This is a genomic window from Reichenbachiella ulvae, from assembly GCF_025833875.1.
Taxonomy (GTDB): domain Bacteria; phylum Bacteroidota; class Bacteroidia; order Cytophagales; family Cyclobacteriaceae; genus Reichenbachiella; species Reichenbachiella ulvae.
Window position 1 is genome coordinate 4,289,740 of sequence record NZ_JAOYOD010000001.1, and the last position, 14,073, is coordinate 4,303,812.

The window sequence follows — 14,073 nt, forward strand, 5'->3', positions numbered from 1 at the left end:
AACATATTAGCTTCTCCATAGGTAGGGAAACAGCAAATAGGCCAAAGTCCCCACGATAATATCAATTGCCAGCAAAGTTAACAACTCACTGAGACTTTCGCTGCGTGCAATTCCGTCTATTGCGTTTCGAGATAGTTTTATAATCATCAGCAGTACAGGGATGATCACTGGGAAAGAAAGAATAGCCATCAACATTCCATTATTATCAGCTTTTGCTGCTATCCCCGACATCAGTGTCAGAGTAGTAGAGAAACCAATCGTTCCGGTTAAAATGACTATAACGAAATATCCAGGGTCTTGCACAGGATTTCCCAAAACCAAAGAGAATGTAGCGAAAGCCAACAAAGAAAGAGCCACAAGAAGTACTGCATTGTAAATAATTTTGGAAATAATAATGCTCTCGGGCCGAACCAGATTGAAATAATAGAGCTGCCTGGATTCCTTTTCCTGGACGAAGCTTTTAGAGATCGCACTTATCGAGGTAAAAAGTATGATGATCCAATAAAGTGCATTCCAGCTGAACTGATCCAGTCTGGCATGCAGCACCTCAAAGGATAGATAACAGATGAAAATGGTGGAAAAGGTATAGAGCAAGATGCCATTGATGGCATATTTATGCCTCCACTCGAGCACGATGTCCTTCCATAGCAAGGCTTTAATTTCATGGATCATGGTAACAAATTTAATGTATCAAGAGGTATATTTTTCACTTAGCCTTTTGAAAGCTTTGGATTGCGCTACAATCGGATTAGCATTGTGATTATTTATTTCAGGCCAAATAAATGCAAACAGTTTTAGTCACCGGCGCAGCTGGATTTATAGGATTTCACCTTTCAAAAAAGCTCTGTTCAGAAGGGCTTAAGGTAATCGGTTTGGACAATGTCAATGACTATTACGATGTTGATTTAAAAAACGCCAGAATTGAAATTTTAAAAGGTCTGCCTTCTTTTACATTTATTAAGAAGGATTTAGTAGACGAGTCTTTGTCTGAATTATTCGAGGAATTCAATATTGACTATGTCATTAACTTAGCGGCGCAAGCGGGAGTGAGACATTCGCTGGAACATCCAGATGACTATGTGCATTCCAATATTGCAGGATTTGTGAGGTTGATAGAATTGAGTAAAAAACATAAGGTAAAACATTTTCTTTATGCTTCCTCTGCATCGGTGTATGGAGCCAATAAAAAAATTCCTTTTTCGACTGGCGATGCAGTTGATCACCCTATTTCCTTATATGCTGCTACGAAGCGATCAAATGAACTGATTGCCCATTCTTATTCTGCCTTGTTTGACATTCCAGTGACGGGTCTTAGGTTCTTTTCCGTTTATGGTCCATTTGGTAGGCCAGATATGGCCTTATTTAAATTTACTAAGGCCATATTGGAGGGGGAGAGCATGGATGTTTATAACCATGGCAAGATGAAACGATCCTTTACTTATGTCGATGATGTTTGCGAAAGTGTATTTAGACTTCTTGACGAGGTACCCGAAATGCAAAGTGAGCAAGAGATAAATTCGCCAGTTGCCAGTTTTGCGCCCTTTCAAATTTTCAATGTAGGGAACGACGAGGTTATCGATTTGATAGAATACATTCAGCTAATTGAAAAGAGGTTAGGTAAGAAGGGTAAATATAATTATTTGCCGATGCAGTTGGGGGATATATCCGAGTCAAAACCAGACTTAGATGAATTAGTAAAAAGAATAAAATATAGACCAACAACGCCAATCAGAGAAGGAATCGAAAAATTCATTGATTGGTACATAGATTATTACAATATCAAACCAAACTAAACTTTATGAAAGGAATCATTTTAGCCGGTGGATCAGGAACCCGACTACACCCTTTGACTTATGCCGTCAGTAAACAGATCTTACCTGTTTATGATAAACCCATGATTTATTACCCTCTGTCTACTTTGATGTTGGCAGGGATTAGAGAAATTCTTATCATTTCCACTCCTAGAGATTTACCTCTTTTTCAGGAGCTATTAGGGGATGGAGAGCATTTGGGTTGTAATTTTCAATATGCTGTTCAGGAAAAACCGGAAGGCTTGGCACAAGCATTTTTGATAGGAAAAGAGTTCATCGGGAACGATAAAGTGGCTTTAGTTTTAGGAGATAATATTTTTTACGCTTCAGGACTATCAAAGAAACTTCAATCGGCAAGTGATATTGAGGGAGGACTTGTTTTTGCCTATCATGTGAATGATCCTGAAAGGTATGGAGTAGTAGAGTTCGACGAGGATAAAAAGGCCATTTCGATAGTTGAGAAACCTGAAAAACCGAAATCTCATTTTGCTGTGCCAGGATTATATTTTTATGATAACCGTGTGGTTGAAATCAGTGAAAATATTAAACCGAGTGCAAGAGGAGAGCTTGAAATCACAACGGTCAACAATGCTTATCTGGAGATGGGAGAGCTCAATGTGGAAATACTCGATCGGGGAACTGCCTGGCTAGATACAGGGACTTTTGCCTCTTTGATGCAAGCAGGATCCTTTGTTCAGGTGATAGAGGAGAGACAAGGATTGAAGATTGGATGTATTGAAGAAATAGCCTATAAAATGGGTTTTATTGATGAAACACTTCTTGAGAATCTCGCTAAACCTTTGGTAAAGAGTGGCTATGGGGAATATTTAATGAATTTGCTAAAATAGGATGGAGGTAATAGAAACGAAGTTAAAAGGAGCATTTGCAATTCAGCCTAAACTTTTTCATGATAATCGCGGCTACTTTTTCGAGTGGTTTAATGCTAAAAAATTTGAAGGAGAAACGGGAATACATTTTCAGCCAGTCCAATTCAATAGTTCAAAATCGACCAAGGGCGTATTGCGAGGCTTGCATTATCAAGAAGATCCAGCCTGTCAAACCAAGCTAGTTGCAGTAACACAAGGGATTATTCAAGATGTAATTGTAGATTTGCGACCGGACTCTCCCAGTTATGGAATGTACCATTCAGAAATTATATCGGAGGAGAAAAAAAATCAACTATTTGTACCGAAGGGTTTTGCTCATGGTTTCTTAGTATTGTCAGAAACAGCAGAAATATTTTATGCCATAGACGATTTTTATTCTCCAGGTCATGAAAATGGCGTAATGTATAATGATCCCAGTTTGAATATAGATTGGCAGATGGAGCCGGATCAAATCATTTTATCCGATAAGGATAAGGTATATGAAAAAATGACTAATAGAACTTTCCAATTTAAATACAATGGCTAAAAAAAGAGTATTAATAACCGGAGGAGCGGGATTTTTAGGTTCTCACCTTTGTGACAGATTTTTGAAGGAAGGATGTCATGTTATCGCAATGGACAATTTGATTACTGGTTCATTGGATAATATTCAGCACCTTTTTCATCGTGAAGATTTCGAATATTACAACCACGACGTCTCAAAGTTTGTTCATGTTCCTGGAGAGTTGGATTACATTATGCATTTTGCCTCTCCTGCCAGTCCCATAGACTATCTGAAAATGCCAATTCAAACTTTAAAAGTAGGCTCTTTAGGAACTCATAATTTGTTAGGATTAGCCAAAGCAAAAAACGCAAGAATGTTGATTGCTTCAACTTCTGAGGTTTATGGGGATCCTTTAGTACATCCTCAAACAGAAGAGTATTGGGGAAATGTGAACCCCGTGGGCCCACGTGGTGTTTATGACGAGGCGAAGCGTTTTCAGGAGGCAATGACTATGGCATATCATACTTTCCATGGTGTAGAGACCAGAATCGTAAGAATATTCAATACCTATGGTCCAAGAATGCGATTGGACGATGGTAGAGTACTTCCTGCATTCATCGGACAGGCATTAAGAGGAGAAGATTTGACGGCTTTCGGTGATGGTTCTCAGACTCGTTCTTTCTGCTATGTAGATGACTTGGTTGAAGGTATCTATCGATTATTGTTGAGTGATTGTCCAGACCCTGTAAATATAGGGAACCCAAGCGAAATCACAATTAATCAGTTTGCTGAAGAGATATTGAAATTGACAGGTAGTAAGTCGAGAATTATTTACAAGCCACTTCCGAAGGATGATCCTAAACAGCGTCAACCGAATATTACCAAGGCAAAGGAAATTTTAGGTTGGGAGCCCCAATTTTCGAGAAGTGAAGGTTTGAAGCCAACTCTTGAATATTTCAAGGAAAAAGTAAAGTAGAATGGAATTGAAGGTTGGCATCATTGGGTTAGGTTATGTAGGGTTGCCCTTAGCTATTGCCGCAGCTGAGAAGTATTCGGTTATAGGTTTTGATATCAATACCAAACGTATTGAAGAATTGAAGCAAGGATATGACAGAACGGATGAGGTTCGGTCTGAGTTCCTAATTGCTTCGACGGTGCGTTTTACTGATTCGCCTGAAGATCTCAGTGATGTTAACTTTTACATCGTCACTGTTCCTACTCCCATTGATGGCAATAATAACCCCGATCTGTCTCTGATTGAAAAGGCTTCTCATTTAGTTGGCACCTATTTGAAGTGTGGGGATATCGTAGTATATGAGTCAACGGTGTACCCAGGTTGTACAGAGGAAGTTTGTTTGCCTATCCTTGAAAAGGAGTCTGGATTAGAGTTTAACTATGACTTTTATATCGGATATTCACCAGAACGAATAAACCCAGGTGATAAGGAACGCGGGGTAAAAGAGATACTCAAAGTGACAAGCGGCAGTACTGCTGAGGTGGCAAATAAGATTGATGATTTTTATGCTTCATTCATAACTGCGGGTACCTATAAAGCTTCTTCAATTAAAGTGGCGGAAGCGGCTAAGGTAATTGAGAATGCTCAACGTGATATTAATATTGCATTCGTTAACGAGCTGTCTTTGATATTCAATAGACTTAATATTGATACCCATGAAGTTTTGGAAGCTGCGGCTACCAAGTGGAATTTTCTTCCCTTTAAACCAGGCTTGGTTGGAGGGCATTGCATTGGGGTGGACCCATATTACCTGACCCATAAAGCAGAAAGTGTAGGTTATTTACCAGAAGTGATTTTGGCTGGCCGTCGCATCAATAGTAACATGGGCAAGTTTGTTGCCCAAGAGGTTATCAAATTGATGGCTGCCAATGGTAAGGAATTAGTAGGAGCGAAGGTGCTGGTCTATGGAATCACATTTAAAGAGAATTGCCCAGATGTGAGAAACACGAGGGTAATTGATATCATAAAGGAATTGAAGGAGTACAACCTTCATGTCGATGTTTATGATCCAATGGCAGATTCTGAGGAGGTGAAGTTCGAGTATGACTTAGATTTGGTAAATAGCATCAATGATAATTACAGTGCTCAAATTCTTGCCGTGGCACATAGGGACTTTGATAACGTTGATTGGAAAGCTCAATCAGAAAAAAGTCTTATATACGATGTGAAAGGTGTTCTGCCAAAGGAGTTTGTAACAGGCACACTTTAATAAGTCCTCAGTTTTAGGATTTTAATTAATGTTGCTAAGTTTGCGGCGCAATTAACCCATGCATGATAATGATTTTAGTCTAGTTCTGACTTAAATCTTCAAAATACTATAGACTAAATGGATAGCAGGGTTCGGCACATTGCGAAGAGTATTACATGGAGAATAATTGCTTCAGCGACAACCTTTTCATTGACATTAGGTTTTTTTGGAAAAGCTGAATTAGTGAAAGCCTCATGGTTGGCAGTTGCGGAAACGACAATAAAGATTCTTCTGTACTATTTGCATGAGCGACTTTGGTTCAAGGTTAGTACTAGGCTTAATCATAAACTGAGACATGTTCTCAAGGCCATCACTTGGAGATTAGTAGCCTCAGGGACGACTTTCACTTTGGCCATGTTATTATTTGATGGTCATGAAAATGCTTTAGAGAAGGCAACATGGATAGCATTAATTGAATCAATTTTGAAATTGATTTTTTATTATGGTCATGAGGAAGCTTGGTATAGAATAAATATGGGGTTGGAAAACAGGCCTAAATAAATTGAAGATATAAAATGACTGAAAATATTATTCCACATAGTCACGCGATAAAACTTGAGGATCGAGTCAAAAAGCTTGGATTTAAACCTCAGTTAATTTGGTTTGTGGGTTTATCAGGTTCTGGTAAGTCCACTTTAGCCAGCGCGCTTGAAGAAAAGTTGTTTACTGAAGGAATCAATACCTATATTTTAGATGGCGATAACATTCGTTCTGGGTTGAACAGTGATTTGGATTTTTCGGACGATAGTCGAAAAGAAAACATTCGACGAATAGCTGAGGTTTCTAAATTGTTTGTAGATGCAGGCACGGTGGTAATGACCGCATTTATTACTCCTTTTGAAGAAGAAAGGCAAAAAGTAAAAGCTCTGATAGGCGAAGAGAATTATACTGAGGTATTCGTTAATTGTCCGATTGAGGAATGCGAAAAAAGAGATGTAAAGGGCCTATATGCAAAGGCGAGAAGAGGTGAAATTAAAAATTTTACAGGTATTGATTCTCCATTTGAGGAACCCACGAATGCTAATATTAATATCCCTACCCATCAAATGAGTATTGAAGAGGGGGTACAAAAAATATATGATTTAATCAAAGAAAAAATCAAATCTTGAAATGAGCAATTATAATCTAACGCACATTAAGGAACTTGAAGCAGAAGCCATCTATATCCTAAGAGAGGTCTTTGCTCAATTCGAAAACCCTGCTTTACTATTTTCAGGTGGTAAAGATTCTATTTGTGTTGCACACTTGGCCAAAAAGGCCTTTTTTCCAGCAAAGGTTCCGTTTCCTTTTGTACACGTTGATACTGGGCATAATTTCCCAGAGACAATGGAGTTCCGCAACAATTATGTGGAAGAATTAGGAGTAAAATTGATCGTTGGATCGGTTCAGGAATCAATTGATTCTGGAGCAGCGACTGAGGAAAAAGGCAAGAATGCAAGTAGAAATGCTATCCAGACAGTCACACTTTTGGATACCATCGAGACACATGGTTTTGATGCTTGTATAGGAGGAGCGAGACGAGATGAAGAAAAAGCAAGAGCCAAGGAACGTTTTTTCTCTCATAGAGATGAATTTGGTCAGTGGGACCCTAAAAACCAGAGACCAGAATTGTGGAATATCTTTAATGGTAGATGCCAGCAAGGCGAACATTTTAGGGTTTTCCCATTGAGTAATTGGACTGAGATGGATGTATGGCAATACATTTTATCTGAGAACATTGCTCTTCCTTCTTTGTACTTTGCCCACGAGAGACAAGTAGTAAGAAGAAATGGTACCTGGCTGCCGGTTTCTGAGTTCATTCAGATTGATGAAAAAGAGGAAATTGTAACCAAGAAGATTCGTTTTAGAACGCTGGGTGATATTACGATTACAGGAGGCGATGAGTCTGATGCAGATACATTAGAGAAGATTGTTGATGAGGTAGCTTCTGCTAGACAAACGGAACGAGGCAACAGAGAGGACGATAAGAGATCGGAGACCTCAATGGAAGACAGAAAGAAACAAGGATATTTTTAACGGCCAATTTGATATACTATGACAAATGAAATAAAACCACATGATAATAAAGGCTACCTAGACATGGAACTACTGCGTTTCACAACTGCAGGTAGCGTGGATGATGGAAAGAGTACATTGATTGGACGATTGTTATTTGATTCTAAATCCATTTTTCAGGATCAATTGGATCAGGTAGCTAAGTCGAGTGAAAGAAAAGGTCTTGAACATACGGACTTAGCTCTTTTAACGGATGGATTGAAAGATGAAAGAGAGCAGGGAATCACTATTGATGTAGCTTACAGATATTTTGCCACTCCAAAGAGAAAATTTATTATTGCTGATACTCCTGGACATATTCAATACACAAGAAATATGGTTACTGGAGCTTCGACCGCCAATTGTGCATTGATTTTGGTTGACGCTAGAAACGGTGTAATTGAGCAGACCCGAAGACACTCTATTATTGCTTCATTGTTGCAGATTCCACATGTGATTGTTTGTGTAAACAAGATGGATTTGGCTGAATACAGTGAAAAAAGGTTTGAAGAGATCAAAGAGGAATATGAAGCTTTTGCTTCTAAATTGGATGTTAAGGATGTTCGATTTATTCCAATTAGTGCTTTGAATGGTGATAATGTGGTGAATAGAAGTGAAAATATGGACTGGTATGAAGGTTCTACCCTTTTATACACATTAGAAAATCTTCATATCGGAAGTGATCATAATCACATCGATTGTCGTTTTCCTGTTCAGACAGTAATTCGTCCAAAAAATGATAAATACCATGATTATCGTGGCTATGCAGGAAGAATCGCAAGTGGTGTTTTCAAACCAGGAGATGAAGTGACAGTACTACCTTCTGGTTTCAGTTCTAAAATAAAATCAATTGACTCAATTGATGGTGAGATTGCAGAGGCTTTTGCGCCCATGTCTATTTCCATGCAATTGGAAGATGATATTGATATTGGAAGAGGAGATATGATTGTTCGAACTAACAACAAGCCTGAACCAAAGCAAGATATTGAAGCCATGTTGTGTTGGTTAAATAATCAGGGTCCGAGACCAAGAGCGAAATATATTCTTCGTCATACGACATCTGATGCAAAGGCAATGATCAAAGACATTAGATATAAATTGGACATCAGTAGCCTTCATAGAAATGAGGAGGATAAAGATATTCAAATGAATGATATATGTAAAGTCTTAATAAGAACTACGAAACCATTGTTGACAGATCCATATAGAAAGAATCGAATTACAGGAAGTTTGATTCTTGTAGATGAAGGCACCAATGAAACGGTTGCTGCGGGAATGATTGTTTAATCGAATATTAAAAGAAACATGGAATTAAATCCATTATTAGATATTGCAAAAACTGCAGCCAAAAAGGCTGCAGTTGCTATTTTAGAAATCTACGAAAGTGGTGATTTTTCTATTGAGGCTAAAGCAGATGATTCGCCTTTAACATTAGCTGATAAGGCGTCTCATAATGCTATTGTTGCTGAATTGGAGCAAAGCAATTTGCCAATTCTCAGTGAAGAGGGGGCCTCAATTCCTTTTGAGGAAAGAAAAGACTGGGATTATTTTTGGATGATAGACCCTTTGGATGGAACAAAAGAATTTATCAAAAGGAATGGGGAGTTTACTGTAAATATTGCTTTGATTCATGAAGGCAAGTCAATTTTAGGAGTTGTTCAAGTTCCTGTGAAAGAACAGCTTTATTTTGCTGTTCAGGGAGAAGGTGCTTATAAAGAGGCGAATGGGAAAACAGAATCAATTCGTGTTAATACAATTGATTTGAAGCAAGAGGGCTTGAAAGTAGTTGCTTCTCGTTCTCATTTGAATGATGATACCCAAAAGTTTATGGATTCACTGAATGCTCCTGAAATCGTAAGTATGGGGAGTTCTTTGAAATTACTGGCTGTTGCTGAGGGTACTGCGGATTTGTACCCAAGGTTTGCTCCTACCATGGAATGGGACACTGCAGCGGCTCAAGCAGTAGTGGAAGCTGCTGGTGGAAAAGTGACAATTAAAGATCAAACTGAGGCTGTTAATTACAATAAAGAGGATTTATTGAACCCCCATTTTTTGGTTTCTTCTAAAGTAGTTTAATTATCAGGAGTAAGACTTCCGCCTGTCTAATTTTAATTATCTTGCGCAAAATTTCATGTTTCTATGAGAAAGCAAATGTGTAAAGGTTTATTCCTTGCATTGTCATTTTTACTGTTGTGGGCTGGAGTAGCTTCTGCTCAACAGGAACTTAGTGTCCAAAACATTAGCTCTATCAATGTTGATGATTTATCAGATGCCCAAATTCAGAAGTTTGTTGATAAGGTAGAGTCAAGTGGTTACTCAGAAGATCAATTGATGTTGATGGCGAAATCTCGAGGGATGAGTGAGTTACAGATTCAGAAGCTTAAATCTAGAATGAATCAGTTGAAATCTACTTCGAAAGGGGGGGCTGTTGTTTCTTCTGAAGACCGATTGAGAGAGGCAGACAATCAAGGTGGAGCTGGCTTTGATCCTTTTAAAGAATTGGGAACTGAAAAAAAGACTCCTGAAATAAACGGTCTACCCATTTTCGGACATTCCTTTTTTCGAAATAGTGATTTGTCTTTTGAGACTGGAATTAATATGCCCACTCCGACTAATTATGTAATAGGAGCTGGAGATGAAATTATCATAGACATTTGGGGGGCATCAGAGCAAACCTATCAATTGATGGTGAGCCCTGAAGGTGCCATAAGGATACCTAATTTAGGCCCTATATATGTCCGTGGACTTACAATTGAAAAAGCGGAGACTAAAATTATTTCGAGGTTGAAGAGAATTTATGCTACCATTGGGAGAAGTTCTAATGCTGATATTTCTTTAGGCCAAACACGCTCCATTAAAGTACATGTGATAGGAGAGGTGCAAAAGCCTGGCACCTATAATTTGTCCTCTTTTGGTACTGCCTTCAATGCTTTGTATAGCGCTGGAGGACCAAGTGAAGATGGTTCTTTAAGAAAGATTGAAATATTTAGAAATCGAGAATTGGTTTCGACTTTGGATTCATATGCTTTTATGATTCGAGGAACTGGAGAAAATATTACGCTTCAAGATCAGGATGTAGTGATAGTGAGGCCATATGTGGGGAGAGTGAAGTTTGATGGTGAGGTGAAGAGGCCTGCTTATTATGAACTATTGGATGGAGAGAGCTTTGAAGATTTATTACTTTATTCTGGAGGATTGACCAATCAGGCTTATCAGGGTTCAATAAGCGTACGCCGCATAGATGGAAACTTCAAGACCATCAAAACAATAGAGTTAGATTCAGCTCAGGCCTTTGAAATGTTGAATGGTGATGAAATCGAGGTAGGTAAAATCACAAACGAGTTTGTTGATAGAGTCACGATAGAAGGGCCGGTTTTGAATCCTGGTGAGTACCAATTGCAAGAGGGGATGACGTTGTTGCATTTGATAAAATTAGCGGATGGCGTTCGAGGAGACACCTTCATGGATCGAGGAGTAATTATTAGACAAAATTCTGACTTTTCACTTTCTAATATCTCTTTTAGTCCTACCAAAGTTTTGAATGGCGAGGAAAGCGTGGTGCTTCAAAGCAATGATGTCATTAGGCTTCAGTCTATATACGATTTAAGAGAGAGGTATAATTTGGTCATACAGGGCGAAGTTCAGAAACCTGGAGACTTTGCCTATGTCGAAGGTATGACTGTCGAGGATTTGATTTTTTTAGCTGGAGGATTTAAGGAATCAGCCGCTAAGTCAATAGTAGAGGTGGCGAGAAGGATTAATCCTGATAGTGTGAAAGATGCAGTTAGCACTGCGGACTTGTATAATTTTCCAATAAGTGAAAGTTTAGATTTGTCCGAACGAGATTCAAAATTTAGATTATCCCCATTTGATTTAGTAGTTATTCGAAAAAGCCCGTTTTATCAGGAACAAGAGACAGTGGAAATCGAAGGGGAAGTTCAGTTTCCAGGGAAATATGTTTTAGATCAAAAAGAGGAGAGAATATCAGATATATTAGAGCGTGCTGGCGGTGCAACAAAATATGCTTACGTCAAGGGTGCAACACTAATAAGAAGGTCTGAATATTATAAGAAAAATTTGGAAGATCCGGGGTATGCTAATGATGCTGCTAAGATCAGAAAAGAAAGTCTAACCGAAATTTTTAAACGAGATACTTTGTTTTCTAATGAATCTTCTGTTTTTAAACAGCAAGAAGCAATTGGAATTGAATTAGAAGAAATTTTGAAAAACCCTGGTTCAGAATCAGATTTGATTATGCGAGAGGGAGATATTATCAGTATCCCTAGACAGCTTCAAACAGTTAGAGTAAGAGGTAGCGTTTTGTACCCGTCGAATGTAAGGTACTTTGAAAACGGTGGTTTGAAAAAATATGTGTCAGCTGCCGGTGGCTTTGACCAGCAAGCCAAAAAGGCTAAATCCTATGTTATTTATGCCAATGGGTCTGCAGCACAAACTAAGCATTTTTTATGGTTTAAGAATTATCCAAAAATAGAACCTGGATCAGAAATTGTGATACCTCAAAAACCAGAGAAACAGCCTATGTCTGCGCAGGCCTGGGTGGCTTTGGCTTCTAGTGTTGCCACATTAGCTTTGGTTGTAACTCAGATTGCTAGATAAAATGACTGTTGAAAAGAAGATCATACAGGAGGATGAAATCGACTTGGTAGAATTGGTCAAGACCATTTGGTCTGGGCGTTTGTTCATTGCTAAAGTCACAGGAATTTTTATTGTCTTAGGTTTGGTGATCGCTTTTACAAGTCCTGTCGAGTACGAAGCATCGACTAGACTTTTGCCAGAAGTTGCTGATAATGGATCTCAAAATTTAGGTGGTTTGGGAAGCTTGGCGGGTTTAGCAGGAATCGATTTAGGTAGAATGCCAACTGGTGGTGCAGTACTATCCCCTCAGATTTATCCAGAAATTGTAAATAGCTTGCCCTTTATTCTCGATGTGATGAGTGATACTATTTACTTTGAAAGTCAAGATTTACGCACTTCCTCATTCGATTATTTTGAAAAGCATGCGAAGTCTTCACTATTGAGTTATGCAAAGAAATATAGTATTGGCCTTCTAGGAATAATCTATTCGGGTAAAACTAGTGAGAGTAATTCTCATATATTTTATGATCAAGAGTTTTATAGGTTGAGTAAAAAACAGAGAAAACTAGTGGAAGGGTTTAAGGAAAGAATATCAATAAACATCAGTGATGAGACGGGGTTGATTAATATCATGGTAGAAATGCCAGATGCTTTTGCTGCGGCTCAAGTCACTAGGAAAATAGAACGTGAGGTAACCAAGTCGGTAATCAAATACAAGACGGATAAGGCAAAGGAAAATTTGGCTTTTGTAGTTAAGACTTTCGAAGAGGCGAAGAAAAATTTCGAATCCGTTCAATTTCGATTAGCTAGACTGATGGATAGAAATATGAATGTTTCTTCTGCTACTGCGCAGATTCAGCTAAAAAGAGTTGAAAATGAATACAACTTGGCTTTTGAGGTATATAAAGGGTTGGCGTCACAGGTAGAACAGGCAAAAATAAAATTGAAAGAAGAGACACCAGTATTTACAGTTTTAGATCCTGTTAGAATTCCGGCGGAAAAAAGTAAACCAAAAAGGGTTTTTGTTCTGGTGGTATTTTTTGTTTTGGGTTCTTTTTCATCAGTTTCAATTTGCATCGCTAAGAAGCTTTATTTGTCTAAAATAAAATGAATCGCCCAGACTTTATTATTGTAGGTAGTGCAAAGGCGGGAACTACTGCCTTGTTTAATTATTTAAAAGGCCATCCTGATATTTTTATACCTGAAATTAAGGAATGCAGATTTTTTTCGGGAATGAGCAGAGATTATAAGGGGATGGGTGCGGAAAAATTTACTAATGCTGGCGTTAGAAATTTAGAAGAATACCGAAAGTTATTTGCAGGTGTGCCTGAAAATGTTAAGTGCGGCGATCTTTCAACAGATTATCTATACTATTATAAAACCAGTGTAAATAATATTCTTAAATATATAGGAGAGGAGGCGAAAATAATAATTGTCCTTAGGGACCCGGCAAGGCGTGCTTTTTCAAATTACTCACATCATGTTCGTGATTTGACAGAAAACTTATCATTTGCTGATGCATTGAATTCAGAGGAGCAGAGGATTAGGGATAACTGGTCATGGGGTTATCATTACTTCAAGGTAGGCTTATACTATGAACAAGTAAAATACTATCTTGAAAATTTTAGAAATGTTAAAATTTTTCTATACGAAGATTTTAATAACATTGATCGAATAATTGAAGAATTGTTAAATTTTATTGGTGTTGACGCTTCTTTCAAAGTTTCATCTCCCCAAATGCATAATGTTTCCGGAGCGCCAAAAAGTATGCTTTTACAAAAATTTTTGTTGAAGAGAAGTGGTTTAAAAAATGTAATTAAATTGGTGATTCCGTCTAATTTCAGGAGGATCGTTAAAAAAAGGCTATTGAAAAGAAACCTTTCCAGAAATATATTGAAAGATAAGGACTATTTCAAATTGCGTCAAAAGTATAAGGAAGATATTCATAAATTAGAGTCCCTAATAAATAGGGATCTTTCAAATTGGTATAGTTGACA

At 38.0% G+C, this 14,073-nt stretch carries 14 protein-coding genes; 13 read left to right on the top strand and 1 reads right to left on the bottom strand.

What is annotated here, in order from left to right; genetic code table 11:
* Positions 1-6: 6 nt before the first annotated feature.
* Complete coding sequence (locus tag N7U62_RS17435) at positions 7-672, bottom strand: heme exporter protein CcmB (protein ID WP_264139338.1); 666 nt, start codon at positions 670-672, stop codon at positions 7-9.
* A 110-nt stretch (positions 673-782) separates the two neighbouring features.
* Here N7U62_RS17435 and N7U62_RS17440 point away from each other — a divergent pair, with 110 nt between their 5' ends.
* From N7U62_RS17440 to N7U62_RS17500, 13 genes are all read left to right on the top strand, one after another.
* On the top strand, positions 783-1,793 hold the full coding sequence (locus tag N7U62_RS17440) for an NAD-dependent epimerase/dehydratase family protein (RefSeq protein ID WP_264139339.1): 1,011 nt from the start codon (positions 783-785) through the stop codon (positions 1,791-1,793).
* 5 nt (positions 1,794-1,798) lie between these two features.
* Positions 1,799-2,659: a glucose-1-phosphate thymidylyltransferase RfbA gene (rfbA, locus tag N7U62_RS17445; RefSeq protein ID WP_264139340.1), complete on the top strand. Its 861-nt coding sequence runs from the start codon at positions 1,799-1,801 to the stop codon at positions 2,657-2,659.
* Between the two features lies 1 nt (position 2,660).
* Entirely contained in the window at positions 2,661-3,224 is a 564-nt protein-coding gene (gene rfbC, locus N7U62_RS17450; RefSeq protein ID WP_264139341.1) for a dTDP-4-dehydrorhamnose 3,5-epimerase, read from the top strand.
* On the top strand, positions 3,217-4,158 hold the full coding sequence (locus tag N7U62_RS17455; protein ID WP_264139342.1) for a UDP-glucuronic acid decarboxylase family protein: 942 nt from the start codon (positions 3,217-3,219) through the stop codon (positions 4,156-4,158). The genes rfbC and N7U62_RS17455 overlap by 8 nt, the downstream gene beginning before the upstream one ends.
* 1 nt (position 4,159) lies before the next feature.
* On the top strand, positions 4,160-5,407 hold the full coding sequence (locus N7U62_RS17460; protein WP_264139343.1) for a nucleotide sugar dehydrogenase: 1,248 nt from the start codon (positions 4,160-4,162) through the stop codon (positions 5,405-5,407).
* Positions 5,408-5,524: 117 nt separating this feature from the next.
* Complete coding sequence (locus N7U62_RS17465) at positions 5,525-5,947, top strand: DUF2061 domain-containing protein (protein WP_264139344.1); 423 nt, start codon at positions 5,525-5,527, stop codon at positions 5,945-5,947.
* Positions 5,948-5,961: 14 nt separating this feature from the next.
* A complete protein-coding gene (gene cysC / locus N7U62_RS17470) occupies positions 5,962-6,555 on the top strand; it encodes an adenylyl-sulfate kinase (RefSeq protein ID WP_264139345.1) in 594 nt (197 codons plus the stop codon).
* Position 6,556: 1 nt separating this feature from the next.
* Positions 6,557-7,462 carry a sulfate adenylyltransferase subunit CysD gene (gene cysD / locus N7U62_RS17475; RefSeq protein ID WP_264139346.1) on the top strand — a complete coding sequence of 302 codons (906 nt, stop codon included), beginning with the start codon at positions 6,557-6,559 and terminating at the stop codon, positions 7,460-7,462.
* An 18-nt stretch (positions 7,463-7,480) separates the two neighbouring features.
* Positions 7,481-8,767 carry a sulfate adenylyltransferase subunit 1 gene (locus N7U62_RS17480; RefSeq protein ID WP_264139347.1) on the top strand — a complete coding sequence of 429 codons (1,287 nt, stop codon included), beginning with the start codon at positions 7,481-7,483 and terminating at the stop codon, positions 8,765-8,767.
* Positions 8,768-8,785: 18 nt separating this feature from the next.
* Positions 8,786-9,556 carry a 3'(2'),5'-bisphosphate nucleotidase CysQ gene (gene cysQ, locus N7U62_RS17485; protein ID WP_264139348.1) on the top strand — a complete coding sequence of 257 codons (771 nt, stop codon included), beginning with the start codon at positions 8,786-8,788 and terminating at the stop codon, positions 9,554-9,556.
* Positions 9,557-9,619: 63 nt separating this feature from the next.
* On the top strand, positions 9,620-12,097 hold the full coding sequence (locus N7U62_RS17490; protein WP_264139349.1) for an SLBB domain-containing protein: 2,478 nt from the start codon (positions 9,620-9,622) through the stop codon (positions 12,095-12,097).
* 1 nt (position 12,098) lies between these two features.
* Complete coding sequence (locus N7U62_RS17495) at positions 12,099-13,187, top strand: Wzz/FepE/Etk N-terminal domain-containing protein (protein WP_264139351.1); 1,089 nt, start codon at positions 12,099-12,101, stop codon at positions 13,185-13,187.
* Positions 13,184-14,071 (top strand): sulfotransferase family protein, encoded by an 888-nt coding sequence (locus tag N7U62_RS17500; RefSeq protein ID WP_264139352.1) that lies wholly within the window; start codon positions 13,184-13,186, stop codon positions 14,069-14,071. Before N7U62_RS17495 ends, N7U62_RS17500 begins: the two co-directional genes overlap by 4 nt.
* Positions 14,072-14,073: the final 2 nt, after the last annotated feature.

Coding starts and splice junctions, on each gene's coding strand:
- cysD (WP_264139346.1), top strand. CDS start 6,557: ATGAGCAATTATAATCTAACGCACATTAAGGAACTTGAAGCAGAAGCC.
- N7U62_RS17440 (WP_264139339.1), top strand. CDS start 783: ATGCAAACAGTTTTAGTCACCGGCGCAGCTGGATTTATAGGATTTCAC.
- rfbC (WP_264139341.1), top strand. CDS start 2,661: ATGGAGGTAATAGAAACGAAGTTAAAAGGAGCATTTGCAATTCAGCCT.
- N7U62_RS17465 (WP_264139344.1), top strand. CDS start 5,525: ATGGATAGCAGGGTTCGGCACATTGCGAAGAGTATTACATGGAGAATA.
- rfbA (WP_264139340.1), top strand. CDS start 1,799: ATGAAAGGAATCATTTTAGCCGGTGGATCAGGAACCCGACTACACCCT.
- N7U62_RS17500 (WP_264139352.1), top strand. CDS start 13,184: ATGAATCGCCCAGACTTTATTATTGTAGGTAGTGCAAAGGCGGGAACT.
- N7U62_RS17480 (WP_264139347.1), top strand. CDS start 7,481: ATGACAAATGAAATAAAACCACATGATAATAAAGGCTACCTAGACATG.
- N7U62_RS17490 (WP_264139349.1), top strand. CDS start 9,620: ATGAGAAAGCAAATGTGTAAAGGTTTATTCCTTGCATTGTCATTTTTA.
- cysQ (WP_264139348.1), top strand. CDS start 8,786: ATGGAATTAAATCCATTATTAGATATTGCAAAAACTGCAGCCAAAAAG.
- N7U62_RS17435 (WP_264139338.1), bottom strand. CDS start 672: ATGATCCATGAAATTAAAGCCTTGCTATGGAAGGACATCGTGCTCGAG.
- N7U62_RS17455 (WP_264139342.1), top strand. CDS start 3,217: ATGGCTAAAAAAAGAGTATTAATAACCGGAGGAGCGGGATTTTTAGGT.
- cysC (WP_264139345.1), top strand. CDS start 5,962: ATGACTGAAAATATTATTCCACATAGTCACGCGATAAAACTTGAGGAT.
- N7U62_RS17495 (WP_264139351.1), top strand. CDS start 12,099: ATGACTGTTGAAAAGAAGATCATACAGGAGGATGAAATCGACTTGGTA.
- N7U62_RS17460 (WP_264139343.1), top strand. CDS start 4,160: ATGGAATTGAAGGTTGGCATCATTGGGTTAGGTTATGTAGGGTTGCCC.